This is a genomic window from Streptomyces sp. NPDC088746 (assembly GCF_044751065.1).
Taxonomy (GTDB): domain Bacteria; phylum Actinomycetota; class Actinomycetes; order Streptomycetales; family Streptomycetaceae; genus Streptomyces.
In genome coordinates, this window is record NZ_JBIVLA010000002.1 from 971400 (window position 1) to 995595 (window position 24196).

Annotated in this window: 24 protein-coding genes and 1 riboswitch; of the genes, 11 read left to right on the forward strand and 13 right to left on the reverse strand. The window is 71.4% G+C overall.

Annotated features, from left to right (window positions below; all coding sequences use genetic code 11):
- Window positions 1-22 precede the first annotated feature (22 nt).
- From rsgA to ACIP63_RS11990, 3 genes are all read right to left on the reverse strand, one after another.
- Window positions 23-1039, reverse strand: coding sequence for a ribosome small subunit-dependent GTPase A (gene rsgA, locus ACIP63_RS11980; protein WP_401513994.1), 1017 nt, complete (start codon window positions 1037-1039; stop codon window positions 23-25).
- 4 nt (window positions 1040-1043) lie between these two features.
- Window positions 1044-2423 (reverse strand): 3-phosphoshikimate 1-carboxyvinyltransferase, encoded by a 1380-nt coding sequence (gene aroA / locus ACIP63_RS11985; protein ID WP_401513997.1) that lies wholly within the window; start codon window positions 2421-2423, stop codon window positions 1044-1046.
- A 114-nt stretch (window positions 2424-2537) separates the two neighbouring features.
- Window positions 2538-3251, reverse strand: a complete 714-nt coding sequence (locus ACIP63_RS11990; protein WP_099174566.1) for a M50 family metallopeptidase — start codon at window positions 3249-3251, stop codon at window positions 2538-2540.
- Window positions 3252-3326: 75 nt separating this feature from the next.
- Here ACIP63_RS11990 and ACIP63_RS11995 point away from each other — a divergent pair, with 75 nt between their 5' ends.
- The 9 genes from ACIP63_RS11995 (at window position 3327) to ACIP63_RS12035 (ending at window position 11614) form a co-directional block, all read left to right on the forward strand.
- The gene (locus tag ACIP63_RS11995) at window positions 3327-4142 is read left to right on the forward strand and encodes an SOS response-associated peptidase (RefSeq protein ID WP_401514000.1); all 816 of its coding nucleotides are present in this window, start codon (window positions 3327-3329) and stop codon (window positions 4140-4142) included.
- Window positions 4143-4159: 17 nt separating this feature from the next.
- Window positions 4160-4813 (forward strand): alpha/beta family hydrolase, encoded by a 654-nt coding sequence (locus ACIP63_RS12000; protein ID WP_401514002.1) that lies wholly within the window; start codon window positions 4160-4162, stop codon window positions 4811-4813.
- 305 nt (window positions 4814-5118) lie between these two features.
- Window positions 5119-5775 carry a sigma-70 family RNA polymerase sigma factor gene (locus ACIP63_RS12005; protein WP_033298180.1) on the forward strand — a complete coding sequence of 219 codons (657 nt, stop codon included), beginning with the start codon at window positions 5119-5121 and terminating at the stop codon, window positions 5773-5775.
- Window positions 5772-6086: a mycothiol system anti-sigma-R factor gene (rsrA, locus tag ACIP63_RS12010; protein WP_401514005.1), complete on the forward strand. Its 315-nt coding sequence runs from the start codon at window positions 5772-5774 to the stop codon at window positions 6084-6086. The genes ACIP63_RS12005 and rsrA overlap by 4 nt, the downstream gene beginning before the upstream one ends.
- 139 nt (window positions 6087-6225) lie before the next feature.
- Complete coding sequence (locus ACIP63_RS12015; RefSeq protein WP_401514007.1) at window positions 6226-7614, forward strand: HD-GYP domain-containing protein; 1389 nt, start codon at window positions 6226-6228, stop codon at window positions 7612-7614.
- A complete protein-coding gene (locus ACIP63_RS12020; protein WP_401514009.1) occupies window positions 7611-8858 on the forward strand; it encodes an HD-GYP domain-containing protein in 1248 nt (415 codons plus the stop codon). The genes ACIP63_RS12015 and ACIP63_RS12020 overlap by 4 nt, the downstream gene beginning before the upstream one ends.
- Window positions 8859-8948: 90 nt before the next feature.
- Entirely contained in the window at window positions 8949-9941 is a 993-nt protein-coding gene (locus ACIP63_RS12025; protein WP_393763428.1) for a tetratricopeptide repeat protein, read from the forward strand.
- An 81-nt stretch (window positions 9942-10022) separates the two neighbouring features.
- The gene (def, locus tag ACIP63_RS12030; RefSeq protein WP_356716796.1) at window positions 10023-10661 is read left to right on the forward strand and encodes a peptide deformylase; all 639 of its coding nucleotides are present in this window, start codon (window positions 10023-10025) and stop codon (window positions 10659-10661) included.
- A gap of 215 nt (window positions 10662-10876) precedes the next feature.
- A complete protein-coding gene (locus tag ACIP63_RS12035) occupies window positions 10877-11614 on the forward strand; it encodes a D-Ala-D-Ala carboxypeptidase family metallohydrolase (RefSeq protein ID WP_401514011.1) in 738 nt (245 codons plus the stop codon).
- A 50-nt stretch (window positions 11615-11664) separates the two neighbouring features.
- On the opposite strand, the gene ACIP63_RS12040 is transcribed toward ACIP63_RS12035, so the two are convergent.
- Entirely contained in the window at window positions 11665-12639 is a 975-nt protein-coding gene (locus ACIP63_RS12040) for a helix-turn-helix domain-containing protein (protein WP_401514014.1), read from the reverse strand.
- 81 nt (window positions 12640-12720) lie between these two features.
- Here ACIP63_RS12040 and ACIP63_RS12045 point away from each other — a divergent pair, with 81 nt between their 5' ends.
- Window positions 12721-12933 carry a hypothetical protein gene (locus tag ACIP63_RS12045; protein WP_401514017.1) on the forward strand — a complete coding sequence of 71 codons (213 nt, stop codon included), beginning with the start codon at window positions 12721-12723 and terminating at the stop codon, window positions 12931-12933.
- 56 nt (window positions 12934-12989) lie between these two features.
- Here ACIP63_RS12045 and ACIP63_RS12050 read toward each other — a convergent pair whose 3' ends face one another.
- From ACIP63_RS12050 to ACIP63_RS12075, 6 genes are read right to left on the reverse strand one after another with little or no spacing between them, the layout of a single operon-like run.
- Window positions 12990-14021 carry an L-idonate 5-dehydrogenase gene (locus tag ACIP63_RS12050; protein WP_401514020.1) on the reverse strand — a complete coding sequence of 344 codons (1032 nt, stop codon included), beginning with the start codon at window positions 14019-14021 and terminating at the stop codon, window positions 12990-12992.
- Between the two features lie 21 nt (window positions 14022-14042).
- Entirely contained in the window at window positions 14043-15194 is a 1152-nt protein-coding gene (gene dgoD, locus ACIP63_RS12055; RefSeq protein WP_401514022.1) for a galactonate dehydratase, read from the reverse strand.
- Complete coding sequence (locus ACIP63_RS12060; RefSeq protein ID WP_401514025.1) at window positions 15191-15871, reverse strand: bifunctional 4-hydroxy-2-oxoglutarate aldolase/2-dehydro-3-deoxy-phosphogluconate aldolase; 681 nt, start codon at window positions 15869-15871, stop codon at window positions 15191-15193. The genes dgoD and ACIP63_RS12060 overlap by 4 nt, the downstream gene beginning before the upstream one ends.
- The gene (locus tag ACIP63_RS12065; protein WP_401514028.1) at window positions 15868-16611 is read right to left on the reverse strand and encodes an IclR family transcriptional regulator; all 744 of its coding nucleotides are present in this window, start codon (window positions 16609-16611) and stop codon (window positions 15868-15870) included. Before ACIP63_RS12065 ends, ACIP63_RS12060 begins: the two co-directional genes overlap by 4 nt.
- Entirely contained in the window at window positions 16608-17567 is a 960-nt protein-coding gene (locus ACIP63_RS12070; protein WP_401514030.1) for a sugar kinase, read from the reverse strand. Before ACIP63_RS12070 ends, ACIP63_RS12065 begins: the two co-directional genes overlap by 4 nt.
- A gap of 5 nt (window positions 17568-17572) precedes the next feature.
- On the reverse strand, window positions 17573-18955 hold the full coding sequence (locus ACIP63_RS12075; protein WP_401514032.1) for an MFS transporter: 1383 nt from the start codon (window positions 18953-18955) through the stop codon (window positions 17573-17575).
- A gap of 128 nt (window positions 18956-19083) precedes the next feature.
- On the opposite strand from ACIP63_RS12075, the gene ACIP63_RS12080 reads away from it, so the two are divergent.
- Entirely contained in the window at window positions 19084-19845 is a 762-nt protein-coding gene (locus ACIP63_RS12080; protein WP_401514034.1) for an SDR family oxidoreductase, read from the forward strand.
- Window positions 19846-19951: 106 nt separating this feature from the next.
- On the opposite strand, the gene ACIP63_RS12085 is transcribed toward ACIP63_RS12080, so the two are convergent.
- From ACIP63_RS12085 to ACIP63_RS12095, 3 genes are all read right to left on the reverse strand, one after another.
- Complete coding sequence (locus ACIP63_RS12085) at window positions 19952-20968, reverse strand: ribonucleotide-diphosphate reductase subunit beta (protein ID WP_401514037.1); 1017 nt, start codon at window positions 20966-20968, stop codon at window positions 19952-19954.
- Window positions 20968-23364, reverse strand: coding sequence for a ribonucleoside-diphosphate reductase subunit alpha (locus ACIP63_RS12090; RefSeq protein ID WP_401514040.1), 2397 nt, complete (start codon window positions 23362-23364; stop codon window positions 20968-20970). Before ACIP63_RS12090 ends, ACIP63_RS12085 begins: the two co-directional genes overlap by 1 nt.
- A 136-nt stretch (window positions 23365-23500) precedes the next feature.
- A riboswitch (cobalamin riboswitch) is annotated at window positions 23501-23636 on the reverse strand.
- Between the two features lie 40 nt (window positions 23637-23676).
- Window positions 23677-24177, reverse strand: coding sequence for a GNAT family N-acetyltransferase (locus tag ACIP63_RS12095; protein ID WP_401514042.1), 501 nt, complete (start codon window positions 24175-24177; stop codon window positions 23677-23679).
- Window positions 24178-24196 lie beyond the last annotated feature (19 nt).

Sequence of the window (24196 nt, forward strand, 5' to 3'; positions counted from 1 at the left end):
GCGAGTCGGGTGGCGCCGCGGCTCAGTCGCCCTCGCGCCGCTCGCGGGTCGCCAGCAGCCTCCGCAGCGAGTCGAGCCGCGCCGGGTCGGCGTGGCCCTCGGCGACCCACGCGTCCAGGGCGCACTCCGGCTCGTGACCGTCGTGGGTGCAGCCGCGCGGGCAGTTCTCCGTGCCCGGCTGAAGATCGGGGAAGGCGTTGATCACCCGGGAGGGGTCGACGTGGTGCAACCCGAACGACCGTACGCCCGGGGTGTCGACCACCCAGCCGCGGCCGTCCGGCAGCGGCAGGGCGAGCGCAGACGTGGTGGTGTGCCTGCCGCGCCCCGTGACGGCGTTGACCACCCCGGTGGTCCGCCGCCGGTCCTTCGGCACCAGCGCGTTGACGAGCGTGGTCTTGCCGACCCCGGAGTGACCGACGAAGGCGGTCACCCGGTCGTTCAGCAGCTCCCGCACGTGCTCGGCGGCGTCCCCGTTCTCCAGCTCCTCGCGGCTGGTCACGACGTACGGGACACCCAGCGGGGTGTACGCCTCCAGGAGTTTGTCCGCCGAGGCCAGGTCGGACTTGGTCAGCACCAGGAGCGGAGTGAGCCCGCCGTCGTACGCCGCCACCAGGCAGCGGTCGATCATGCGGGGGCGGGGCTCCGGGTCGGCGAGGGCGGTGACGATCGCCAGCTGGTCGGCGTTGGCGACGACCACCCTCTCGAACGGGTCGTCGTCGTCGGCCGTGCGGCGGAGCACGGACGTGCGCGCACCGATCCGCACGATGCGCGCCAGGGTGTCCTTGGCGCCGGAGAGGTCACCCACCAGGGAGACCCGGTCGCCCACCACGGCGGCCTTGCGGCCCAGTTCGCGGGCCTTCATGGCCGTCACCGTACGGTCCTCGACCAGACAGGTGAGCCTGCCCCGGTCCACGGTGAGGACCATGCCGTCCTGGGCGTCCTCGTGCTTGGGGCGTGTGTGCGTACGGGGCCGGTTGCCCTTGGGGTTGGGGCGGACGCGGATGTCGTCCTCGTCGGGGTTCTTCCCGTAGCGGCGCATGTCCTCAGACCCCGCGCCCGCCGGCCGGTGCGCCGAGCGCCGCGGACGAGACGCCGACGGCGCCGGAGGGTTCCCCGAGCATGCCGGTCCACATGTCCGGGAAGTCCGGCAGGGTCTTGGCCGTCGTGGCGACGTTCTCGATCTCCACCCCGGCGACGGCGAGGCCGATGATCGCGCCGGCGGTCGCCATGCGGTGGTCGTCGTACGTGTGGAACGTTCCGCCGTGCAGCGGGCGGGGGTTCACGCGCAGGCCGTCGGCGGTCTCCGTGACGTCGCCGCCGAGTGCGTTGATCTCCTTGGTGAGCGCCGCCAGCCGGTCCGTCTCGTGCAGCCGCAGGTGGGCCACGCCGCTCAGGGTGGACGGGGAGTCCGCCAGGGCGGCGAGGGCCGCGATGCCCGGGGTCAGCTCGCCGACCTCGCCCAGGTCGACGTCGATGCCGTGGACCGAGCCCGAGCCCCGGAAGGTCAGACCGCGCTCGGTCAGCTCGCACGCGCCACCCATTGCGGTGAAGATCTCGCGCAGCGCGTCACCCGGCTGGGTGGTCCGCAGCGGCCAGTCGGGGATCGTGACCCGGCCCCCGGTCACCAGTGCGGCGGCCAGGAAGGGCTGGGCGTTCGAGAGGTCGGGCTCGACGGTCAGGTCGCGGCCCAGCAGGGCGGAGGGGGAGACCCGCCAGACATTCGGCTCGCCGCCCGACTCCGGCTCGTCGACCTGGGCGCCGACCGAGCGGAGCATGTCGACGGTCATCCGGATGTGGGGCATCGAGGGCAGCGCCGAGCCCGTGTGGCGCACCTCCACGCCCTGGTTGAACCGGGGCGCGGACAGCAGCAGCGCGGAGACGAACTGGGAGGACGAGGAGGCGTCGATGGACACCGGTCCGCCGTCCAGCGCGCCCGCCCCGTGCACGGTCAGCGGCAGTGTCCCCCGGCCGTCGTCGTCGATCCGGGCCCCCAGGGACTTCAGCGCGCCGATCACGCCGTGCAGCGGGCGCTCGTACGACCGCGGGTCCCCGTCGAAGTGGACGGGGCCGTCCGCGAGGCAGGCCACGGGCGGCAGGAAGCGCATCACCGTTCCCGCGTTGCCGACGTCCACCCGCGCCGGGCCGTGCAGACCGGCGGGGATGACCCGCCAGGCCTCGCCCGAGCCGTCCGGGCCCACGCCCTCCTCGATGCCGACGCCCATCGCGCGGAGAGCCTGGGCCATCAGGAGGGTGTCGCGGGAGCGCAGCGGGCGGCGCAGCCAGCCGGGCTCGGAGGAGAGGGAGGCGAGGACGAGGGCGCGATTGGTGACCGACTTCGATCCGGGCACGGTGACGGTCGCGTCGACGGCCCCGGTCGCTCGAGGGGCGGGCCAGAGGGCAGGGTGCACGGAACTTTCGGTCATGCCCCTCACTTTAGTGGCTCAGCGCAATCCCAGATCCTGAACAAAAGGGATGAAACCGGGGCGTAATACAAGGGTGATAGAGGCGGGTTGCCGACCACACCCGATCAGGTGTCCTCACAGCCCGAGGAGCCAGCGTCCGCCGCCGATCAGCGAGCAGAGCGACACGGCGTGGAAGAGGAAGAGCCAGATCGCGGCCGGTGCGTGCGTGAGCCGGGCGAGCTGGTCGGCATCGGAGTCGGGGGCGCCGCCGTACCTGCGCTTGGACTGCAGCTCGAACGCCGGGCGCACGCCGCCGAGCAGCAGGAACCAGACGACGGTGTACGCGAAGGCCGACTGGACGTCGGCCGAGGTCAGCCAGGACACCAGCAGGAAGGTCGTACCCGTGAGGATGACCGTCAGCGCCCCGTACAGATTGCGGATCATCACCAGCATCACCGCCAGCAGTGCCGTCGCCAGCCAGAGGAGCAGGGTGATCCGGCCGTTCGTCAGCAGCCAGGCGCCGCCGAGGCCGAGCAGCGGTGGCGCCGTGTAGCCGGCCGCCGCGGTGAGGATCATGCCGATGCCGGTGGGCTTGCCGCGGCTGACGGTGAGGCCGCTGGTGTCCGAGTGCAGCCTGATACCGGACAGCTGGCGCCCGGTGAGCAGGGCGACCAGGCCGTGCCCTCCCTCGTGCGCGATGGTGATCGCGTTGCGCGAGAGCCGCCATATGAGGTTCGGGACCACCGCGACGAGCGCCGCCGTGGCCGTCACGACCACCAGCCACTGCTCGGGCGCGGGCTGGGTTCCGAAGACGCGATCCCACAGATCGCCGAGGTCGGTGCTGTCCATGGTGCGGGCGGCTCCTTGAGGTGCTCGAGGGAATCGGCATCCACTCGACTGGCGGGTCGTGGCAGTCTGGCACTTATGTGCGGACGGTATGCAGCGAGCCGGCGGCCGGAAGATCTGGCCGGGCTCTTCGGCGTGGAGAAATGGGAACCCACGGAGACCTTGGAGCCCGACTGGAACGTCGCGCCGACCAAGGAGGTCTACGCGGTTCTGGACCGTCCTGTGAAGGACGCGGACGATCAGCGGCCGGTTCGCCAGCTGCGCACCCTGAAATGGGGACTCGTGCCGTCCTGGTCGAAGTCGCCGGAAGGCGGCGCCCGCATGATCAACGCCCGCGCGGAAACCGTCCACGAGAAGCCGTCCTTCCGCCGTCCCTTCGTGTCCAGGCGCTGCATCCTGCCCGCCGACGGCTACTACGAGTGGGTCACGGGCGCCGACGAGCGTCAGCTGGAGGAGAAGGGGAGGAAGAAGCGGCCCCGCAAGCAGCCGTACTTCGTGACGCCCGCCGACGGCTCCGTCTTCGCCATGGCGGGCCTGTACGAGTTCTGGCGTGACCGGACGCTCCCCGACGACCACCCGGGGGCCTGGTGGGTGACCTGCTCGGTGATCACCACCGAGGCCGAGACGGCCCCGCTCGCCGTCGCCCCCGCCGAAGGGCCCGCGTCGCTCTCCGACATCCACCCCCGGATGCCGCTGATGCTGACCCCGGACCGCTGGGACGACTGGCTCGACCCCTCGCACACCGGCATCGAGGAGCTGAAGGCGCTGCTGGAGCCGCCGCCCGGCGGGCTGATGCGGGCCTACCCGGTGGCCACCGCCGTCAGCAACGTCCGCAACAACGGTCCGGAACTCCTGGAGGAGCTGGCCGCGCCGGAGGAGAGCACGCTCTTCTGACCCGGCAGGATGGGGCTGTGAGCCGTACTACAGCGACAGAGCGGAAGACCGAGCGCGTCGGCACGGACGCCGGTGAGGCCAGGATCACCTGGCTCCCGGCCAGGAGGGCCCGCCTGGTGCTCGCCGTCAGCCATGGCGCCGGAGGCGGCATCGAGGCCCGCGACCTCCAGGCGCTGGCCGCCGTGCTGCCGGGCCGCCGGGTGACCGTGGCCCTGGTGGAGCAGCCCTGGCGGGTGGCCGGGAAGAAGCTGGCGCCCGCTCCCCGGACCCTGGACACCGGCTGGCGGGGCCTGTGGCCGGCCCTGAAGGCCCCGGGGCTGCCCGTCGTCTCCGGGGGACGCAGCGCGGGGGCCCGGGTTGCCTGCCGTACGGCGGCGGAGCTCGGCGCCCGCGCGGTCCTCGCCCTGAGCTTCCCGCTGCACCCCCCGGGCAAGCCGGAGAAGTCCCGCGCGGACGAGCTGCTCGGCGCGGGCGTCCCCACCCTCGTGGTGCAGGGCGGCCGTGACCCCTTCGGACGCCCGGAGGAATTCCCTCCGGGGGAGCACGCGCTCGTCGAGGTGCCGTACGCGGATCATGGCTTCGCCGTGCCGAAGAAGGCACCGCTGACCCAGGATCAGGCCATGGACGACCTCGCCGGCGCGGTCGCCGGGTGGCTCGACGGGCTCTCCTGACGGCGTCGTTCCCCTCACACTCCCGGCGCCCGCCCCGACCCCGGGAATGCGCCGTGAGGGGCGGCTGTTGTGGCTGGTGTCGGTACAGCAACGTCGTACGTGGAGAGGGAGTCCGTCGCATGGGTTCGACCATCTGCCCGAGCCGCTCGAACGCCGCAGAACTGGAGTGGACGGTGCTTCACGCGGCCAGGAGCACTCCGGCGCGCGCTCCGGGCGGAGCCGATCGACAGCCCGCGCAGAAGCAAGGTCGACTATTCTCCGATGCGAGCGGGTCCGGTTTCGGTTCCGCCACATCGTTGGAGGAGGTGGGTCCGGTCACTGGGACCGACACAGGGACCGACGACGGCCGTGCGCAGGAGACGACTGCCGAGCGCAACGCGCGCTTCGAGCGGGACGCCCTCGGATATCTGGACCAGATGTACTCGGCCGCCCTGCGCATGACGCGCAACCCCGCGGACGCCGAGGACCTGGTACAGGAGACGTACGCGAAGGCGTACGGCTCCTTCCACCAGTTCCGTGAGGGCACGAACCTCAAGGCGTGGATGTACCGCATTCTCACCAACACCTTCATCAACTCGTACCGCAAGAAGCAGCGCGAACCCCAGCGGAGCGCCGCCGAGGAGATCGAGGACTGGCAGCTGGCGCGTGCGGAGTCGCACATGTCGACCGGTCTGCGCTCGGCGGAGTCCCAGGCGCTCGACCACCTGCCGGACTCCGACGTGAAGTCCGCACTGCAGTCGATCCCCGAAGAGTTCCGCATCGCCGTGTATCTCGCCGATGTAGAGGGCTTTGCCTACAAGGAGATCGCGGACATCATGGGGACACCCATCGGTACGGTGATGTCCCGGCTGCACCGGGGACGCCGTCAGCTGCGCGGCATGCTGGAGGACTACGCGCGTGAGCGCGGGCTCGTCCCGGCCGGAGCCGGTGAGTCGGACGACAGGAAAGGCTCGGCCTCATGAGCTGCGGAGAGCCGCACGAGACGGACTGCTCAGAGGTTCTCGATCATCTCTACGAGTTTCTCGACCATGAGATGCCCGAGGGCGACTGCACCAAGTTCGAGGTGCACTTCGAGGAGTGCTCCCCGTGCCTGGAGAAGTACGGCCTGGAGCAGGCCGTGAAGAAGCTGGTCAAGCGCTGCTGCGGACAGGACGACGTCCCGGCCGACCTGCGCTCGAAGGTGATGGGACGGATCGACCTGATCCGTTCCGGGCACGCCGTGCCCGAGCAGGACGTGTCCGTGGGCGCCGACCGTCCGGCCCCCGCCGAGTGACCTCCCCCCGCCGGTGCCCCGCGCACTGAACCCCGGTCGTGTCACCCGAATGTGCTAATCCGGCCCGTTCGGGCCCCGGCCGAGCCCCAACTCGCTAGCGTGGCGCCTCCATTGAGCAGGCTGGGGGCGGGCGGTACGGGTGAGGGGCACACCGGGGGCGGCACGCGTCCACATCCTGTGCGCGGCGGTCGGCGCCGCACTCTGCGCCGTTCCCGCGCTGTCCCCGGGGGCCGCCACGCCCTGGGGGACCCTCGCGCTCCTCGCCGCGCTCTACCTGGCCTGTGAACTCCCGGGCCGCTGCCCCTTCTTCGGCAGCTCCGTGCCGATCGGTGCCGGATCGTTCTTTCCCCTGCTGCTCGCCGCGGCGTTCCTGCTGCCTCCGTCCGCCGCCGCGCTCGTCGCCGTACCCGGCGCGCTCGCGGGCCGGGTGGAGCGACCGCCCGCCACGGCCCGCCGTGTCTGGCGCGCCGCCCAGCTCGCGCTGACCGTGGCGGCCGCCTCATGGGCGTACGCCCGTCTGGGCGGCCCCGCCACGCTCGGCGGGGCCTCGGGGGGCGCCGCGCCCGATCTTCCGTACGCCCTCCTCCCGGCCTGTGCGGCGGCTCTCGTCTTCAGTCTGGTGCTGGCCGCGCTGGACGGCTCGATCCTCGTCACGGCCGAGCGCGTGGCCGTCAGGCACGCCTGGCGAGGGCTGCCGGCCCGCTCCGTGGGGCCGCATCTGGTGCACGCGCTCGCGGGGCTGATGATGGCCGTGCTGTGGCACAGCTCCTACGGTCCGCTGTCCGCGCTGGTCGTCCTGCTGCCGATGTACATCTCCTGCTGGGTCTTCGCGCAGTACCACCGCCAGGACGCCGCTCACCGCGCCACCATCAGGGCGCTCGTCCAGGCCGTCGACATCAAGGACGGCTACACCCGAGGGCACAGCGAGCGGGTCGGCCGCGCCTCCGAGCTGATCGCCCGCGAACTGGGCATGGAGGAGGACCGGATGGAAGCGCTCCGCTTCGCCGGCATCCTGCACGACGTCGGCAAGCTAGGCGTCCCCACCCGGGTCCTGCGCAAGGACGGGCCGCTCACCCCGGAGGAGCGCCGCGTCATCGAGCTGCACCCGGAGTACGGCCACGAGATCGTCCGGGGCATCGGCTTCCTGGACGAGGCGCGCGCCGCGATCCTGCACCACCACGAGCGGCTCGACGGCAGCGGCTATCCGTACGGCCTGGCCGGGGACCGGATCCCCGAGTTCGCCCGGGTCGTCGCGGTGGCCGACGCCTTCGACGCGATGACCTCGACGCGCTCCTACCGGCGCGGGCGACCCGTCCCCGCGGCCGTGGAGGAGCTGAGGCGCTGCGCGGGCAGCCAGTTCGACCCGCGCATGGTCCGCGCGCTGGCGCGCGCCCTGGAGCGCCACGGCTGGTCCGCGGCGGCCAACACGGTCACCTCGGAGGAGGAGCCGCCCGGGCTGCCGCGGCAGCGGGCGGGGGCGCGGCCGCCCGCCACGGGGTCGCCGGACCGGCCCGGGCAGACCCGGTGAACCCGCTCCACCCGTCGCCGGCCGTCCTCGCGGTCCGTGGCGCCGCGCTGGTCCTCGCGGCCGTCGCGCTCGGGCACACCCTGTGGAACGGCGTCGCCGAGCCCGGCCACGCCCTCGCCTTCGGGGTCCTGGTCACCGTGGGTGAGCTGGCCCGCTGGGGCGCCCTGCCCGGTGAGCGGGAGCCCGCGCCGCTGGGAGCGGCCGGAGCGCTGGCGTACGCGCTGCTCGGGCGCAGCGCGGGACAGGACACGGCGCACGGCGTGCTCCAGGTGATCACCGTCGTCGCGGCGGCGCAGCTGCTCGCCTCCGTGCCCCACATGGCGCGGGGCAGCGGCCCGGGGCCCGACCAGGCGGCCCGCCGTGTGCTGGCCGTGGCCTTCGCGGCCGTGTGCTTCCAGCCGCTCCACCACGCGGGCCTGTCGGAGCGCTGGTTCGGCGAGGGACCGTACTTCGCCCTCTTCCTGCTCGTGCTGCTGATGCTCACCGCGCTCTGCGACGCGGTCCTCGCGGCTCTCACGGCCGGGACCTCCCGTCCGTACGGGCCGCAGCTCCGCGACGAACTCCGCGCGCTCAGCGGTATCGGCTCCGCGGTCTGCGCGACCGGGGCCGTGATGGCGCTGGGGGTCGCCGTCGCGGGGCTGTGGGCCCTGCCCGTCCTGTGCGTACCGCTGCTGCTCACCCAGGTCTCGTTCCGCAGGTACGCCGCGGTCCGTACGACGTACCGGCAGACCATCGCGTCGCTGGCACGGTCCACGGAGATCGCGGGCTACACCCCGCACGGTCACGCCCGCAGGGTGGCCGGGCTCTCGACGGCCGTCGGGCGTGAGCTCGGGCTCACCGGCCCCGAGCTGACCGTCCTGGAGTACGCGGCGCTGATGCACGACATCGGGCAGCTCTCGCTGGTCGACCCGGTCGCGGACGGGGCGACGGCCGTCCTCCCGGCCGATGAGCAGCGCAGGATCGCGCTGCTCGGCGGTGCGGTGGTCCGGCAGACCGGCGTGGACCCCGCGGTCGCCGTGGTGGTGGAGCAGCAGGCGGATCCGTACAGGGAACAGCAGACCTCCGCGAGGATCGTCCGTGCGGTCAACGCGTACGACGACCTGTGCGGGGAAGGCGTCAAGGGGTCCCTGCGGGCCCTGGAGCAGCTCAGGCTCGGCACCGGCCGCGACTACCAGCCACAGGTGGTGGAAGCACTGGCCAGAGTCCTGGCGCGGGGCGGCCCGGCTCCGGCCGGGGCCGGGTAACCCATGGGTAATGAGCGGGCGTCCGGCCGGGCATGGTTGGATGCGAAGAGAGCGGAAAACGAGGGTGTCCAGTCGGGACAGGCGGGAATCGTGAGGATCTTCGGGAAGGTACGGCATCGGCCGTCCGCCTCTTGGCGGCAGGCCACGGACCGCGCGTTCACGCTGATCGGCGACGGCCGGTACGAGGACGCGGGGGCGCTGCTGACGCGCGCGGCGGACCTGGAGCCCTGGCTCTCCGAGTCCTGGTTCAATCTGGCGCTGCTGCACAAGTTCCGGCACGACTGGGAACAGGCGAGGGCCGCGGGCCTGCGCGCCGTCGCCCTGCTCGACCGGGAGTCCGGGGCCCCGGACTGGTGGAACGTCGGGATCGCGGCCACCGCGCTCCAGGACTGGCCGCTGGCGCGCCGCGCCTGGCAGGCCTACGGGCTGCGGGTGCCGGGCAGCGGTCAGCACAACGCGGCGGCCAACAGCGAGCCCACGGGCATGGAGCTGGGCAGTGCTGCCGTGCGGCTCTCGCCCGAGGGTGAGGCCGAGGTCGTCTGGGGCCGCAGGCTGGACCCGGCGCGGCTGGAGGTGCTGTCGATCCCGCTGCCGTCCTCGGGACGGCGCTGGGGCGAGGTCGTCCTGCACGACGGTGTGCCGAACGGCGAGCGGATCACGGCGGCCGGGCCGTCGTACCCGGTCTTCGACGAGATCGAGCTGTGGGCGCCCTCACCCGTCCCCACCTGGGTGGTCCTCCTGGAGGCCGCCACCGAGGCCGACCGGGACGCGCTGGAGAAGCTCGCCTCGGATGCCGGATTCGCCGCCGAGGACTGGTCGTCCTCCGTGCGGCTGCTCTGCCGCGCGTGTTCGGAGAGCCGGATGGAGAGCGACGAGGGCGACGGCGAGCACCTGGACCCGCACGACCACAGTGAGCCGGGCCACCCCGGGCCCCTGGGCCACCGCACCGCCGGTGACCTGTGGGTGCCGGAGCGTGAGTGCGGCATAGCGGCCCCGGCCGGGCTGGTGCGCGGTCTGCTGGACGGCTGGGTGGCGGACAGCCCGGACAGCCGCGAGTGGCGGGATCTGGAAGAAGTCTGCTGATGCGTGCCCGTAGGCTGTACGGGCACCGATTCAGGTGCGGGTACTCACGGGTTCAGGGTTGCAGGAAGGCGAACGGCGGACATGTCGCAGCAGGAGACGGACGAGCAGACCGGTGTGGACGACGAGGGATTCCTCGTGGACACCGAGGACTGCGAGGCGCGCGAGGCGGCGCACCGAGAGCGCGGCACGTCCCGCCCCATCACGGTGGTCGGTAACCCGGTTCTGCACAAGGAGTGCGCCGACGTCACGGAGTTCGACGACGAGCTGGCGCGGCTGATCGACGACATGTTCGCCAGCCAGCGGACCGCGCAGGGAGTGGGCCTCGCAGCGAACCAGATCGGCGTGGACCGCAAGGTCTTCGTCTACGACTGCCCGGACGACGACGGGGTCCGGCACGTCGGCGCGATCTGCAACCCGGTGCTGGAGGATCTGGCCCCGGAGCAGCGCAACCTCGACGACTCCAGCGAGGGCTGCCTCTCCGTGCCCACGGCGTACGCCGCGCTCGCCCGCCCCGACTACGCGGTCGTGCGCGGTCAGGACGCCCAGGGCAACGCGGTGAAGGTCCGGGGGAGCGGCTACTTCGCGCGCTGCCTCCAGCACGAGACGGACCACCTGTACGGCTACCTCTACATCGACCGGCTCTCGAAGCGGGACCGCAAGGCGGCGCTGAAGGAGATGGCCGAGGGCACCCCGCGCTACGAGGTCGTCCCGAACGACTGATTCCCCTCGCTGTACGGAGAAGGGCCCTGCCGCAGGCGGGGCCCTCTCCCGTGTCCGGAGGTGCGGACGGACGAAGGGCCTCCGCCAACCAGAGCGGACGGAGGAGGGGACTCCGCCAACCAGCGTTCTCCGTCGCGTAGTTGACGCGCGTCGACCCGTCCGCCAGGCTCGTCCCCACGCCACGCCTCTACGCCTCACCGTGCAGGGAGACCCCCATGCTCAGACGTACCGCACATCTGCTGCTCGGCCTTGTCATGACCATGGCCTTCGCCATCGGCGGCGCCGTCGTCACCGCGGGCACCGCGCAGGCCGACGGCTGCTTCACCTGGACCCGCACCCTGTCGTCCGGCGCCACCGGCAACGACGTCACCCAGCTCCAGATCCGGGTGGCCGGCTATCCGGGATACAACTCCGTGCTCGCCATCGACGGCTCCTACGGCCCCGCCACCAAGGCCGCGGTCCAGCGCTTCCAGTCCGCGTACGGCCTCGCCGCGGACGGGGTCGCCGGGCCGGCCACGCAGAACAAGCTCTACGCGCTCCAGGACGACGACTGCACCCCGGTCAACTTCACCTATCCCGAGCTCAACACGTGCAACAGCACCTGGGCGGGCGGTGCGGTCGCCGCGGGTACGGCCAAGGCCAACGCCCTGAGCAGCATGTGGAAGCTCCAGGCCCTGCGGCACGCGCTGGGCGACCAGCCCCTCCGGGTCACCAGCGGCTTCCGTTCCACGTCCTGCAACGCGGCGGTCGGCGGGGCCACGAACAGCCGCCACCTCTACGGTGACGCCGTCGACCTCGGCGCCGGGCCGCACTCCCTGTGCACCATCGCCAAGCAGGCCCGCAACCACGGCTTCCGGGGGATCCTCGGCCCGGGCTACGCCGGCCACAGCGACCACATCCACGTGAACCAGGGGCCGAACCACTTCTGGTCCGCCTCGCAGTGCGGCATCTGACCGCACGCCCGTGACGAAGGGGTCCGCCGGCTGCCCGGCGGACCCCTTCGTCAGGCCGCCGCGGTCATCCCGGCCGGCCCCCGGAAGGTGCGGCGGTAGGCGTGGGGAGTCGTGTCCAGCGACCGTACGAACTGATGGCGCAGGGCCGCCGCGGTCCCGAAACCGGTCTGTCCCGCGATCGTGTCCATGGTCTCGTCCGAGGTCTCCAGCAGGTGCTGTGCGAGCAGCACGCGCTGGCGGAGCAGCCAGCGGTACGGGGTGGTGCCGGTCTCCTGCTGGAAGCGGCGCGCGAAGGTCCGGGGCGACATGTGGGTCTGGGCGGCCAGCTGTTCGACGGTCATCTCCTGGTCGAGGTGGCGCTCCATCCAGGCGAGCGTCTCGCCGACCGTGTCGCACCGGGTGCGGGGAAGCGGACGCTCGACGTACTGCGCCTGGCCTCCGTCCCGGTGCGGCGGGACCACCATGCGGCGTGCGATGGCGTTCGCGACGGCGGGGCCGTGCGCCTGACGGACCAGATGCAGGGCGGCGTCGATGCCCGCGGCCGTGCCGGCCGAGGTGATGACCGCGCCCTCGTCCACGTAGAGCACGTCCGGCTCCACGACGGCCTTCGGGAAGCGGCGCGCCAGCTCGTCGGAGTGCCGCCAGTGGGTGGTGCAGCGGCGGCCGTCCAGTAGTCCTGCCTCACCGAGGACGAAGGCCCCGGAGCAGACGCTCAGCACGCGCGCGCCGCGCTCCACGGCCCGTCGCAGGGCGTCCAGGACCTCCTCCGGGTACGTCCGCTCGACGAAGTGGCTCCCGGCGGGTACGACGATGAGGTCGGCCTCCTCCAGCCTGTCCAGGCCGTAGGGGGTACTGATGGTGAACCCGGCGTGCGTCCGCAGCACCGGCCCCTCCGCCGAGACGACGGCGAAGTCCTGTACCGGCAGCCCGTCCTCGGAGCGGTCAAGTCCGAACACCTCGCACACGACGCCCAGTTCGAAGGGATGGACCTCGTCGAGCAGCAGGGCGGCGACATTCTTCAGCATGAGGCCAGTGTGGCAGCAATTCGATGGTGTGTGACAGTCCTGCCACTGACCAAATCCTGGCGCGCGGACGACAGTAGAGCCATGAACACATTCCTGAGCTTCCTGGCCGTAGCCGCACTTTTCGCCCTCGTCCTGCTGCCCGCCCTCGTCGGCCTCGCACGGGAGCGCCGGATCGACCGCGAACTGAGGGACGCGCAACGGGGCCGGGGGGAAGCGCCCCCGGAAACGGCAGGCGCCGCGCAGCCGGTCACGGCCACGCGGCGCCCGTACATCAGGTCCTGGGCGCGGATCTAGAAGATGACGCCGGCCCCGCCGCGCCGTGGAGGCACCCGCCTCGCAACAGGGGGCGGTCAGGGCGGCGCGATGCGCAGCAGGACCTTGCTCGACTTTGTCGGGTCGGCGGCCTGGGCGAAGGCGTCGCCGGCCTTCTCCAGTGGGTACACATGGCTGACGACGGCGTCCAGCGCGGGCGTGGCGTGGAGGAGCCGGACCGCCTCGTCCAGCTCGACGTCGAACCGTTGCGAACCGCGGTAGCTGACCTCCTTGGTGATCAGCGGGGCGAGTTCGACTCCGAGCGGCCCGTTGGGCAGGATGCCGAGCTGGACCACGGTGCCGCCGGTGCGGACGGCGCGCAGTGCTGTGTTCAGCGAGCCGACGGCGCCGGCCGATTCGATGACGACGTCGAAGGAGTCCGGCTCGGGGCCCTCGTCCACCCCCATCCGCACGGTCTCCGTGGCGCCCGCCCTTCGGGCCGTCCGCAGCGGGAACTCGTGCAGGTCGGTCGCGATGATCTGCGATGCGCCCCGGGCGGCGAGCGCGGCGACCGTGAGGCAGCCGATCGGACCGCTGCCGCTCACGAGGACGCGCGCGCCACGGATGGTCCGCCCTGCCCGCGCGATGCCGTGCAGGGCGATCGCCAGCGGTTCGGCGAGCGCGGCTCGGCGCAGCGGCAGACCGGCCGGCAGCCGCCGGATCTGTTCGGGCCGCACCGCAACGCGCTCGGCGAATCCGCCCTGGGTGTGCGGGTCGGTGGACGCGCTGCCCAGGTATGTGCCGCCCGCCAGCACATTCAGCCCGGTGCTGACCGTCGTGCCGGCCGGTGGTGCCGGCCGCGCCGGGTGTACGGCGACCGGCTCGCCGACCCGGTGGTCCCCCTCGGCCGCGGGGCCGACCCAGTCGACGAGCCCGACGATCTCATGTCCGAGGACCAGTGGTTCCCGCAGGGCATATCGTCCGTTGGCACCGTGCTGCGCGTAATGCAGGTCCGATCCGCAGATGCCGCCGTAGACGACACGGACGGCGATCTCGTCCTCGGGGATGTGCGGGTCGGGCAGGTCATCGACCCGCAGATCGCCTGCCCCGTGCGCGACGCACGCTCTCATGTCACTTCCCCTTCGCTCGGTCTACCACTCGGTCAGAGAACCGTCGGTGTTGCGCCACACGGGGTTGCGCCAACGCTGCCCCACCTCGGCGGCCTTGCGTACGGCGGCCTCGTCGACCTCGATGCCGAGTCCGGGTGCGGTCAGCAGGCCGATGTGGCTGTCGGCGAAGTCGAAGACGCTCTTGTCGACCAGGTAATCGAGGAGATCGGAGCCGCCCCCGGTGTTGTAGTGGATGCCCAGGCTGGTTTCCTGGATCAAGGCGTTGGGGCTGGCGAAGTCGATCTGCAGGCAGGCGGCGAAGGCGATGGGGCCGAGCGGGCAGTGCGGGGCGAGCGCGACACCGTAGGTCTCCGCCATCGCGGCGATCCTGCGGACCTCGGAGATTCCGCCCGCGTGGGACAGGTCCGGCTGCGCGACCGCGATCCCCGATCCGAGAAGATCACGGAAATCCCAGCGCGAGTAGAGCCGTTCCCCGGTGGCGATCGGCACGGTCGTGGAGGAACAGATCCGCCCGAAGTCCGCGGAAAGCTCCGGCACTATCGGCTCTTCGACGAACATCGGATGCAGCGGCTCCAGCAGGCGCAGCGCCTCACGGGCGACCGCGGGCGAGACGCGCCCGTGGAAGTCGACGGCGATGTCGGCCGTGTCACCGATCGCCTCGCGTACGGCGGCGACGCGGCCCACCAGCGCGTCGAGTTCGGCCTTGGACTCCAGTGCGCGGGCCTTCCCGGTCCCGTTCATCTTGACCGCGTCGAAGCCCTGCTGCATCCGTTCCAGCGCGTGCTCGGCGACTCCTTCCGGTTCGTCACCGGCGATCCACGAGTAGGTGCGCACCCGGTCGCGCACCGCGCCGCCGAGCAGTTCGTACACGGGTACGCCGAGGGCCTTGCCCTTGATGTCCCACAGGGCCTGGTCGATGCCGGCCACCGCGCTGGAGAGGATCGGCCCTCCACGGTAGAAGCCGCCCTTCGTCATCACCTGCCAGTGATCCTCGATACGGAACGGGTCCTGGCCGATGAGGTAGTCGGAGAGCTCCTCGACGGCTGCGGCGACCGTGGCCGAACGACCCTCGACGACCGGCTCGCCCCAGCCGGTGATGCCCTCGTCCGTGCGTATGGCGAGGAACAGCCAGCGGGGTGCTACGGAGAATGTCTCCAGCGCGACGATCTTCATCGGTCTTCCTTTCCGGTCCGGGGTCCGGTCGTGGTGAGGGTTCGGGTGGATCCGATCGCCTCGATGAGTTCGGGGAGGCGGGCGAACTGTCCGGGGTCGGCCAGCGCCGATCCGAGGGACACCGCGGCGGCCCCGGCGGCGAGGAACTCCGCGGTGTTCTCCAGGTTCATGCCGCCGGTCGCGACGAAGCGCGCTTCCGGGAAGGGGCCCAGCATCGAGGTGATCCAGCCCGAGCCGAGGTCGGCGGCGGGGAAGGCCTTCAGCCAGGTGAGCCCGAGGGCCTGGGCCTGCTGGATCTCGGACGCGGTCGCGACACCCGGCAGATGGGGGAGGCCGGCGGCGAGTGATGCTTCGGCGACCTCGCGCGAGAAGCCGGGGGCCACGGTGAATCGGGCACCCGCCCGCGCCGCCCGTTCGACGCGCTCGACCGTGGTCACCGTACCGGCGCCCACCACGGCACCGCGCTCCCGGCCCGCCTCGACCGCCGCGCGCAGCGCGGCCACCGCCGTATCGTTCTGTACGGGTACTTCGACGAGCTCGATGCCGACGTCCCAGGCCCGGTGGCTCACCGCGACGGTGCGTTCGACGTCGAAGCCGCGCAGGATCGCCATGAGGGGCAGTGCCTCGAACGCCTCCTGGAAGAGCTGACCGGATGTGCTGATGGCGGATGTGGTCATTGGGTCCACCCGAGTGCTCGTGAAATGGTCTGTGCCGTGTGCCGGATGGCCGGCAGTTGCTCCTGGAGGGCGGTGAGATCGGTCTGCGCCCTGAGCGCGGTCACCGAGAGGGCCGTACGCACCGTTCCGGTTCCGTCCCGGACGGGGACGGCCACGCAGTTGACGAACGATTCGTACTCCCCGTCGTCCTCGGCCCAGCCACGCGCCCTGATGTCGCGCAAGCGGGCCGCGAACGCGTCGGCCGTGGTCAACGTGGTGTCGGTGAACCGCTCGTAGACATAGCCGTCCAGCAGTTCGGCGCGCTCCTGCTCAGGCATGAACGCGAGAATCGCCTTACCGACGCCGGAACTGTGCAGCACCACCGGCTTCCCGATCTGTGAGTACAGCCGGACGGTGCCCTGCGGTTCGACCTTGTCGACGTAGATGACGCGTCCGTCCTCGACGGTGGCGATGTGCACGGTCGCCCGCAGCTTGCGGCCGAGCTCGACGAGGAACGGGTGCGCGATCGCGCGCAGGTCGAATTGCTCCAGTGCGGCCTGCGCCAGCCCGGCCAGCCGGTATCCGACGGCGAAGGTGCCGTCCTCGCGCTTGCGTGCGAGGCCGCCCTTGCAGAGATCCTGGAGCAGGCGCAGCGCGGTGGTCCGGTGTACGCCGAACCGTTCGGCGATCGCGGTCGGATGCTGCGGACCCTCACTGAGCATCTCCATGATCTGGATGGCCCGCTCGACGGTCTGGCTCACCGCACGGCCCTCTCCTGGCGGGCGCGGGGCGTCGGCTCGCGCAGCGAGGTCGCGTCGACGTGATCATCCACCGAGCCGAGCGCGAAGGCGGCGACCCGGTGGCCGAGGCGCAGCCGCTCGGCCGGGGAGGCGCCCCGCAGCCACGCGGACAGGTAGCCCGCCGCGAACGCGTCGCCCGCGCCGACAGGTTCCACCACCTCGACCCGCTCGGCGGGGACGAACGTCCCCGTCTCCGTGCCGGTACCCGCTTCGAACAGCGTCGCTCCGACCTCGGCGTCCTTCACCACGACACTCACCGACGACGAGCCGATCAGCTCGCGTATGTCTTCGGCGGTCGACGTACCCCAGACCTGCTGCGCCTCGTCGAGCCCGACGAGGACGACGTCCGCCTGCCGGGCCAGGGCGAGCAGCGGTGCGGCGGCCTTCTCCGTACTCCACAGCGCGGGGCGGTAGTTGACGTCGAAGGACCGGAGCACCCCTGCCGCGCGGGCGCGTTCGAACAGAGCGGTGGAGGTGGCGGCGCAGCTGTCCGACAGCGCCGCGGTCGTGCCGGAGAGGTGCACCAGACGTGCCGACGAGACCGGCAGCCTGTCCAGATAGGCGGGGGTGAGGCGGGAGGCCGCGGACCCCGCCCGGTAGTAGTGCACGCGGGTGCCGTGGCCGGGCGTCGGATCCTTGAAGTAGACGCCCGTCGGCGCGGCCGGATCCCGTTCGACGTGTGTGACGTCCACACCGGGCCGCGCCACCGCTGCCAGCACCTGGTCTCCGAGCGGGTCCTGTCCGACCCGGCTGGCCCACATGGCCCGGTGACCGAGATCGGCGAGGTACTGGGCGACGTTCGACTCGGCACCCGCGACCCGGATCGCCGCTTCGCGGGCCGTGGCGAGCCGCTCCCCCGGCGGGGGGGCCACCAGGACCATGGCCTCCCCGAGGCAGAGCACTTCGTGATCTGACACTTCTTCTACACCTCTGCGTACTCGACATCGACAGGAATGCTGTCGTCGCTCTTCCCGGACCTGACTGCCTTGCGGCGCAGTGCGCGGGGCGCGGTTTCCGGCAGCAGCCATACCGAAATGGCCGTGATGATCCCTGAGAGTGCCATGTAACCGGCGAGCAGCCACGGACTGCCCCCGCCGGCGTGCACCAGCAGGGTGGCGATGAACGGCGCGGTGCCCGAGAACAGGACTGCCGTCGTCTCGCGGGCGAGAACCAGGCCGGTGAAGCGCACCTCGGTCGGCAGGAGTTCGGAGTAGAACGAGCCTGCGGGGCCGAAGATCATCGAATTGAGCATGATGGCGAACCCGAGGCTGACCGCCATGGCGATCAACGGCAGCGACTCGGTCCCGACCAGGAGCCAGAACGGCGCCGCGAACAAGGCTATCGCGATCCCACCGCCGATCATCAGAGGCCGCCGCCCGACGCGGTCGGAGAGCCAGCCGCAGAACGGCACGCCGAAGACGGACACGGACGCGGCGATGGTGATCGCTATGACCGCCACGTTCGCGGGCATCCCCAACTGCTGTGTCGTGTAGGCGGGCAGGTAGCCCTGGATGGAGTACGAGGCGACGGCGGTGGCACAGCCGGCACCGATCATCAGCAGGATGGTCCTGCCGTGGCTGCGTACGGCGGTGACCAGCGGCAGCTTCTCCTTCTTGCCCTCCGCGACCGCTTCCTCGAAGGTGTCGCTCTCCTCGGCCAGGTAACGGAGGACGAAGCCGGCGATCACCACCACGACCGACCCCAGGTAGGGCAGACGCCAACCCCAGCTGAGGAACTGTTCCTCGTCCATCGACGAGACGATGGCCATCGCGCCGGACGCGCACACCACTCCGATGAACTCGCCGCCGCCGGGCAGCGCCGCGTAGAAACCGCGCCTGCTGGGCTTGGCGCTCTCGGTGGTCCACACGTACGCGCCGCCGAGCTCCGCGCCGACGCCGAGACCCTGGAGGATGCGACAGAACACGAGCAGGACGGGCGCCCATACGCCGATCTGCTCGTACGTGGGCAGCATCCCGATGGCGAGCGTGCCGACGCCCATCATGACGAGTGTGATCTGCAGGACCGGCTTCCGGCCCCACCGGTCGCCCAGGTGGGCCAGGACCAGCCCGCCGATGGGACGGGCGGCGAATCCGACCGCGAAGGTCGCGAACGACGCCAGCGTCGCCATGTACTCCGACTCACCGGAGAAGAAGATCTTGTTGAAGACCAGCGCCGCCGAGGTGCTGAAGAGGAAGAAGTCGTACCACTCCAGTACGGAACCGACCACCGCGGCCGCCGCGTTGCGGTTCTGCTTACTGCTTCGTGGGCCGTGCCCGGCCGCCCCTGCTGCTTGCGTGTCCGCCATGCGTGCTCCCTTGCACGGGTATCCGTATGCGCCCTGCCCTTGGTGTTTCGCTTACGTTAACCTCGGAACAAGCAATATACGCACGCCCTGTGCACATGTTGCACAGCGCTTCGCCGGAAGGTGCCCCGATGCCCGTTGAGAACCCGTTCTCCCTGCACGGCCGGACCGCCGTGGTGACCGGCGGCGGCCGCGGCCTGGGCGTCGGCATCACCGAAAGCCTGCTGGCCGCCGGGGCCGACGTGGTCGTGCTGGCCCGCAGGCCGCTCGACGAGACCCTGACGGCATACGCGCACGGTCTGGGCCGCTCGGTCTCCCTGGTGGAACTCGACCTCGCGGATCCGGCCGCGATCGCCACGCGGGTGACGGAGCTGCTGACGTCCACGCGCGTCGACATCCTGGTCAACAACGCCGGCCTTCAGATCCGGCACCCCGCGGCCGAATTCCCGCTCCACGAGTTCGACGCGGTGCTGAACGTGAACCTCCGAGCCGTGTTCGACCTGTGCCAGCGGTTCGGTGCCCCCATGCTGGAGCGGGGCCACGGCAAGATCATCAATATCGCGTCCCTCACCACCTACCAGGGCGGGCTGAACGTGCCCGCGTACGCGGCGGCGAAGGGAGCGGTGGGGCAGATCACCAAGTCGCTCTGCAACGAGTGGTCGGCACGAGGCGTCAATGTCAACGCGATCGCCCCGGGTTACATGGACACGGACCTCAACGAAGCGCTGATCGCCGACCCGGTGCGCAGCGAACAGATCTCGGTACGCATCCCGGCGGGCCGCTGGGGCACACCGGCGGACATCGGGGGTGCCGCCGTGTTCCTGGCCTCGGCCGCCGCCGACTACGTCCACGGCGTGACACTGCCCGTCGACGGTGGCTGGCTCAGCCGCTGACAGCGCTCCCCGCCGGCAGGCACGGAGCCGGAACGCCTTGAGTACGACTCCGGGGGGCGGGCCGGGCCTTCACACCGTCCCGCCCCCCGATCGAACGGCGACGGATCTAGAAGTCGTCGTCGAAGCCGACGGACCCCTCCACCGCCACCTGGTACGCGGACGGGCGCCGCTCGAAGAAGTTCGTCAGCTCCTGCACCCCCTGGAGCTCCATGAACGAGAACGGGTTCTCGGAACCGTAGAGCGCGGGGAAGCCGAGCCGGGTGAGCCGCTGGTCGGCGACGCACTCCAGGTACTGGCGCATCGACTCGGTGTTCATCCCCGGCAGGCCCTCGCCGCACAGGTCACGGCCGAACTGCAGCTCCGCCTCGACGGCCTCCCGCAGCATGTCGGTGACCTGCTGTCGGAGCTCGTCGTCGAAGAGGTCCGGCTCCTCCTTGCGGACGGTGTCGACGACCTCGAAGGCGAAGTTCATGTGCATCGTCTCGTCACGGAACACCCAGTTGGTGCCCGTGGCGAGACCGTGCAGCAGGCCGCGCGAGCGGAACCAGTAGACGTACGCGAACGCGCCGTAGAAGAACAGCCCTTCGATGCACGCGGCGAAGCAGATCAGGTTGAGCAGGAAGCACCGGCGGTCCGCCTTCGTCTCCAGCCGCTCGATCTTCTCGACCGAGTCCATCCACCGGAAGCAGAACTGCGCCTTCTCGCGGATCGAGGGGATCTCCTCGACCGCGTCGAAGGCCGCCGCACGGTCCTCCGGGTCGGGCAGATAGGTGTCGAGCAGCGTCAGGTAGAACTGGACGTGCACGGCCTCCTCGAACAGCTGACGCGACAGGTAGAGCCGCGCCTCGGGCGAGTTGATGTGCTTGTAGAGCGTCAGCACCAGGTTGTTGGAGACGATCGAGTCACCCGTCGCGAAGAACGCGACCAGCCGGCCGATCATGTGCTGCTCACCGGGGGAGAGCTTGGCGAGGTCGGAGACGTCGGAGTGCAGATCGACCTCCTCCACCGTCCAGGTGTTCTTGATCGCGTCCCGGTAGCGCTCGTAGAAGTCCGGGTAGCGCATCGGACGCAGGGTCAGTTCGAAGCCCGGGTCGAGCAGGTTCTTGTTCTCGTGGGAGCTCATCACTGGCAGGCCTCGCAGGACTCGGGGTTTTCGAGGGAGCAGGCGACCGCGTCCGCGTCGGGAGCGGAAGCCTGCTGTACGGGAATCGGGGCAGCGGCGGCGGCCGTCCCGGACGCCGCGCGGGCGATCCGGGTCGCCGGGCGCGAACGCAGGTAGTACGTCGTCTTCAGCCCCTGCTTCCAGGCGTACGCGTACATCGAGGAGAGCTTGCCGATCGTCGGCGTCTCCAGGAACAGGTTGAGCGACTGGCTCTGGTCGAGGAACGGGGTACGGGCGGCCGCCATGTCGATCAGGCCGCGCTGCGGGATCTCCCACGCCGTGCGGTACAGCGCCCGCACGTCCTCGGGGATCCAGGCGAAGCCCTGCACGGAGCCGCTCGCCTCGCGCAGCGCCTCACGGGTCCGCGCGTCCCAGACGCCGAGCCTCTTCAGCTCGTCGACCAGGTAGGCGTTGACCTGGAGGAACTCTCCGCTGAGCGTCTCGCGCTTGAAGAGGTTGGAGACCTGCGGCTCGATGCACTCGTACACCCCGGCGATCGAGGCGATCGTCGCCGTCGGCGCGATGGCGAGCAGCAGCGAGTTGCGCATGCCGGTCTTCGCGATCCGGGCGCGCAGCGCGTCCCAGCGCTCCGGCCAGTTCAGCTCGGTGTCGTAGTGGTCGGGGTGCAGGACGCCCCGGGCCGCGCGGGTCTCGGACCAGGCGGGCAGCGGGCCCGACCGCTCGGCCAGGTCGCAGGAGGCCTCGTACGCGGCGAGCATGATCCGCTCGGAGATCCGGGTGGAGAGCGCGCGGGCCTCGGGGGAGTCGAAGGGCAGCCGCAGCTGGAAGAAGACGTCCTGGAGGCCCATCGCGCCCAGGCCCACCGGGCGCCAGCGGGCGTTGGAGCGGCCGGCCTGCTCGGTCGGGTAGAAGTTGATGTCCACCACGCGGTCCAGGAAGGTCACCGCCGTGCGGACGGTGGCGTCCAGCCGCTCCCAGTCGATGGTGCCGTCGGCGACGAACGCGCCCAGGTTGACCGAACCCAGGTTGCAGACGGCCGTCTCGCCGTCGTCGGTGACTTCGAGGATCTCCGTGCACAGGTTCGAGGAGTGCACGACACGGCCCGGCTCGGCGGTCTGGTTCGCCGTGCGGTTGGAGGCGTCCTTGAACGTCATCCAGCCCTGCCCGGTCTGGGCGAGGGTCCGCATCATCCGGCCGTAGAGCTCACGGGCCGGCAGGGTCTTGCGGGCCAGCCCCTTGGCCTCGGCGGCGCGGTAGGCGGCGTCGAACTCCTCGCCCCACAGGTCCACGAGCTCGGGGGCGTCGGCCGGGGAGAACAGCGACCACTCGGTGTCCGCGTCGACGCGGCGCATGAACTCGTCCGGGATCCAGTGCGCCAGGTTGAGGTTGTGCGTACGCCGCTGGTCCTCGCCGGTGTTGTCGCGCAGCTCCAGGAACTCCTCGATGTCCGCGTGCCACGTCTCCAGGTAGACGGCCGCGGCACCCTTGCGGCGGCCGCCCTGGTTCACCGCTGCGACCGAGGCGTCGAGCGTCTTCAGGAACGGCACGATGCCGTTGGAGTGCCCGTTCGTGCCGCGGATGAGCGAACCCCGGGCGCGCACGCGGGAGTACGAGAGCCCGATGCCGCCCGCGTGCTTGGAGAGGCGCGCCACCTGGTGGTAGCGGTCGTAGATCGAGTCCAGCTCGTCCAGCGGCGAGTCCAGCAGGTAGCAGGACGACATCTGCGGGTGGCGGGTGCCCGAGTTGAAGAGGGTGGGGGAGGAGGGCAGGTAGTCGAGCCGGTTCATCAGGCCGTACAGCGCGGCCACTTCCTCCAGAGCCCGCTCGGAGGTGTCCTCGGCGAGCCCGGCGGCGACGCGCAGCATGAAGTGCTGCGGGGTCTCGACGACGTCGCGGGTGAGCGGGTGGCGCAGCAGGTACCGGCTGTGCAGGGTCCGCAGCCCGAAGTAACCGAAGCGGTCGTCGGCGCCGTCGGCGAGCGCCTGGTCGACGAGCGCGTCGAGGGCGGCGGCGTGCAGCGTGACGAACTCGGCCGTTCGGTCCGCGATCAGGCCCTCGCGGTGTCCGACGGCGACCGACGCGGAGAAGGAGACAGCGCCCTGGCCGGCGGCCTCGTCCGCGATGGCCCGCGTGAGGAGCCGGGCGGCGAGCCGGGAGTAGGCGGGGTCCTCGGAGATCAGGCCGGCGGCGGCCTCGGTGGCCAGCGAGCGCAGCTCGGCCTCGTCCGACCGGGCGTTGCGGCCGCGCAGTGCGGCGGCGGCCACCCGTCCGGGGTCGGTGTCGGGCAGATCGGCGGTGAGGCCGGTCAGGGTCCGCAGCAGTGCGGTCCCGGGCGCGTCGGTCGTGCGGCCTTCGGATTCCGTGGCTGAAACCGGGTCGGCTGGCGCGATGGTCACTGGGGCTATCCCTCGCTCGGCTCAGGGCCTGCGGGAGCGGGGCAGCCGGGCACGGCGGCGCCCGGGGAAGGGCAGCACGGCGCACGGCGTCCACCGGCCCTCCGCGGGGCCCGGACGTATCGGCGCCCGGTTCGGTCGAGCCGGGCGCACTGTCGACAGGTCTTCGGACTTCGGGGTGCGCGAAGCACGCCGATCACACCGTTGCGGGACAGTTCCGGATTCTCACCGGATTCCCCTGCGGCGACAGCGAGGTCGAGCATACATGTGGGGGCTGCCGATTGAAGAAGCCCCCACATCTTGTGTCGTGAAGGGTCAGAGCTCCAGACGGAAGGTCAGAAGCACGAGCTCCGGCAGCGGGTACCAGTCCCGTTCGGGAGTCCGTACGAAGCCGAGGCGGCGGTATATCCGATGGGCGCCGTGCATGGCCGGGGCCGTCGACAGGACGATCCCCGAGACGCCCTCGGCGGCCCGTGCCCGCTCGACACAGGCCCGTACGAGCGCCTCGCCCGCGCCCCGCCCACGGGCCTCCGGCGAGACGGCCAGCATCCGGAACTCGGCCTCGCCCTCCCCGGCGATGTCCGCCCACGGGCTGCCCGGCGCGACGTAGGTGACACCGCCCAGCAACCGGCCGTCGGCGTCCAGCGCGACCAGCACCTCGGCCTCGGCGGCCCGCCGCCCGACCGCGCGGAGCTGTTCCAGGTAGGGGTCGTCGGCGCCGAAGTCCAGGAGTCCGTCGTCCAGATACGCCTGCGCGGTGATCTCGCCCAGCTCCGCGAACTGAGCGGGCCGGGCCGGCCTGATCGATACGTCCATGGGCGGCAGTCTGCCCCGG

Coding starts and splice junctions, on each gene's coding strand:
- rsgA (WP_401513994.1), bottom strand. CDS start 1,039: ATGCGCCGCTACGGGAAGAACCCCGACGAGGACGACATCCGCGTCCGC.
- ACIP63_RS12035 (WP_401514011.1), top strand. CDS start 10,877: ATGCTCAGACGTACCGCACATCTGCTGCTCGGCCTTGTCATGACCATG.
- dgoD (WP_401514022.1), bottom strand. CDS start 15,194: ATGAAGATCGTCGCGCTGGAGACATTCTCCGTAGCACCCCGCTGGCTG.
- def (WP_356716796.1), top strand. CDS start 10,023: ATGTCGCAGCAGGAGACGGACGAGCAGACCGGTGTGGACGACGAGGGA.
- ACIP63_RS12080 (WP_401514034.1), top strand. CDS start 19,084: ATGCCCGTTGAGAACCCGTTCTCCCTGCACGGCCGGACCGCCGTGGTG.
- ACIP63_RS11990 (WP_099174566.1), bottom strand. CDS start 3,251: ATGGACAGCACCGACCTCGGCGATCTGTGGGATCGCGTCTTCGGAACC.
- rsrA (WP_401514005.1), top strand. CDS start 5,772: ATGAGCTGCGGAGAGCCGCACGAGACGGACTGCTCAGAGGTTCTCGAT.
- ACIP63_RS12040 (WP_401514014.1), bottom strand. CDS start 12,639: ATGCTGAAGAATGTCGCCGCCCTGCTGCTCGACGAGGTCCATCCCTTC.
- ACIP63_RS12050 (WP_401514020.1), bottom strand. CDS start 14,021: ATGAGAGCGTGCGTCGCGCACGGGGCAGGCGATCTGCGGGTCGATGAC.
- ACIP63_RS12045 (WP_401514017.1), top strand. CDS start 12,721: ATGAACACATTCCTGAGCTTCCTGGCCGTAGCCGCACTTTTCGCCCTC.
- ACIP63_RS12060 (WP_401514025.1), bottom strand. CDS start 15,871: ATGACCACATCCGCCATCAGCACATCCGGTCAGCTCTTCCAGGAGGCG.
- ACIP63_RS11995 (WP_401514000.1), top strand. CDS start 3,327: ATGTGCGGACGGTATGCAGCGAGCCGGCGGCCGGAAGATCTGGCCGGG.
- ACIP63_RS12075 (WP_401514032.1), bottom strand. CDS start 18,955: ATGGCGGACACGCAAGCAGCAGGGGCGGCCGGGCACGGCCCACGAAGC.
- ACIP63_RS12095 (WP_401514042.1), bottom strand. CDS start 24,177: ATGGACGTATCGATCAGGCCGGCCCGGCCCGCTCAGTTCGCGGAGCTG.
- aroA (WP_401513997.1), bottom strand. CDS start 2,423: ATGACCGAAAGTTCCGTGCACCCTGCCCTCTGGCCCGCCCCTCGAGCG.
- ACIP63_RS12085 (WP_401514037.1), bottom strand. CDS start 20,968: ATGAGCTCCCACGAGAACAAGAACCTGCTCGACCCGGGCTTCGAACTG.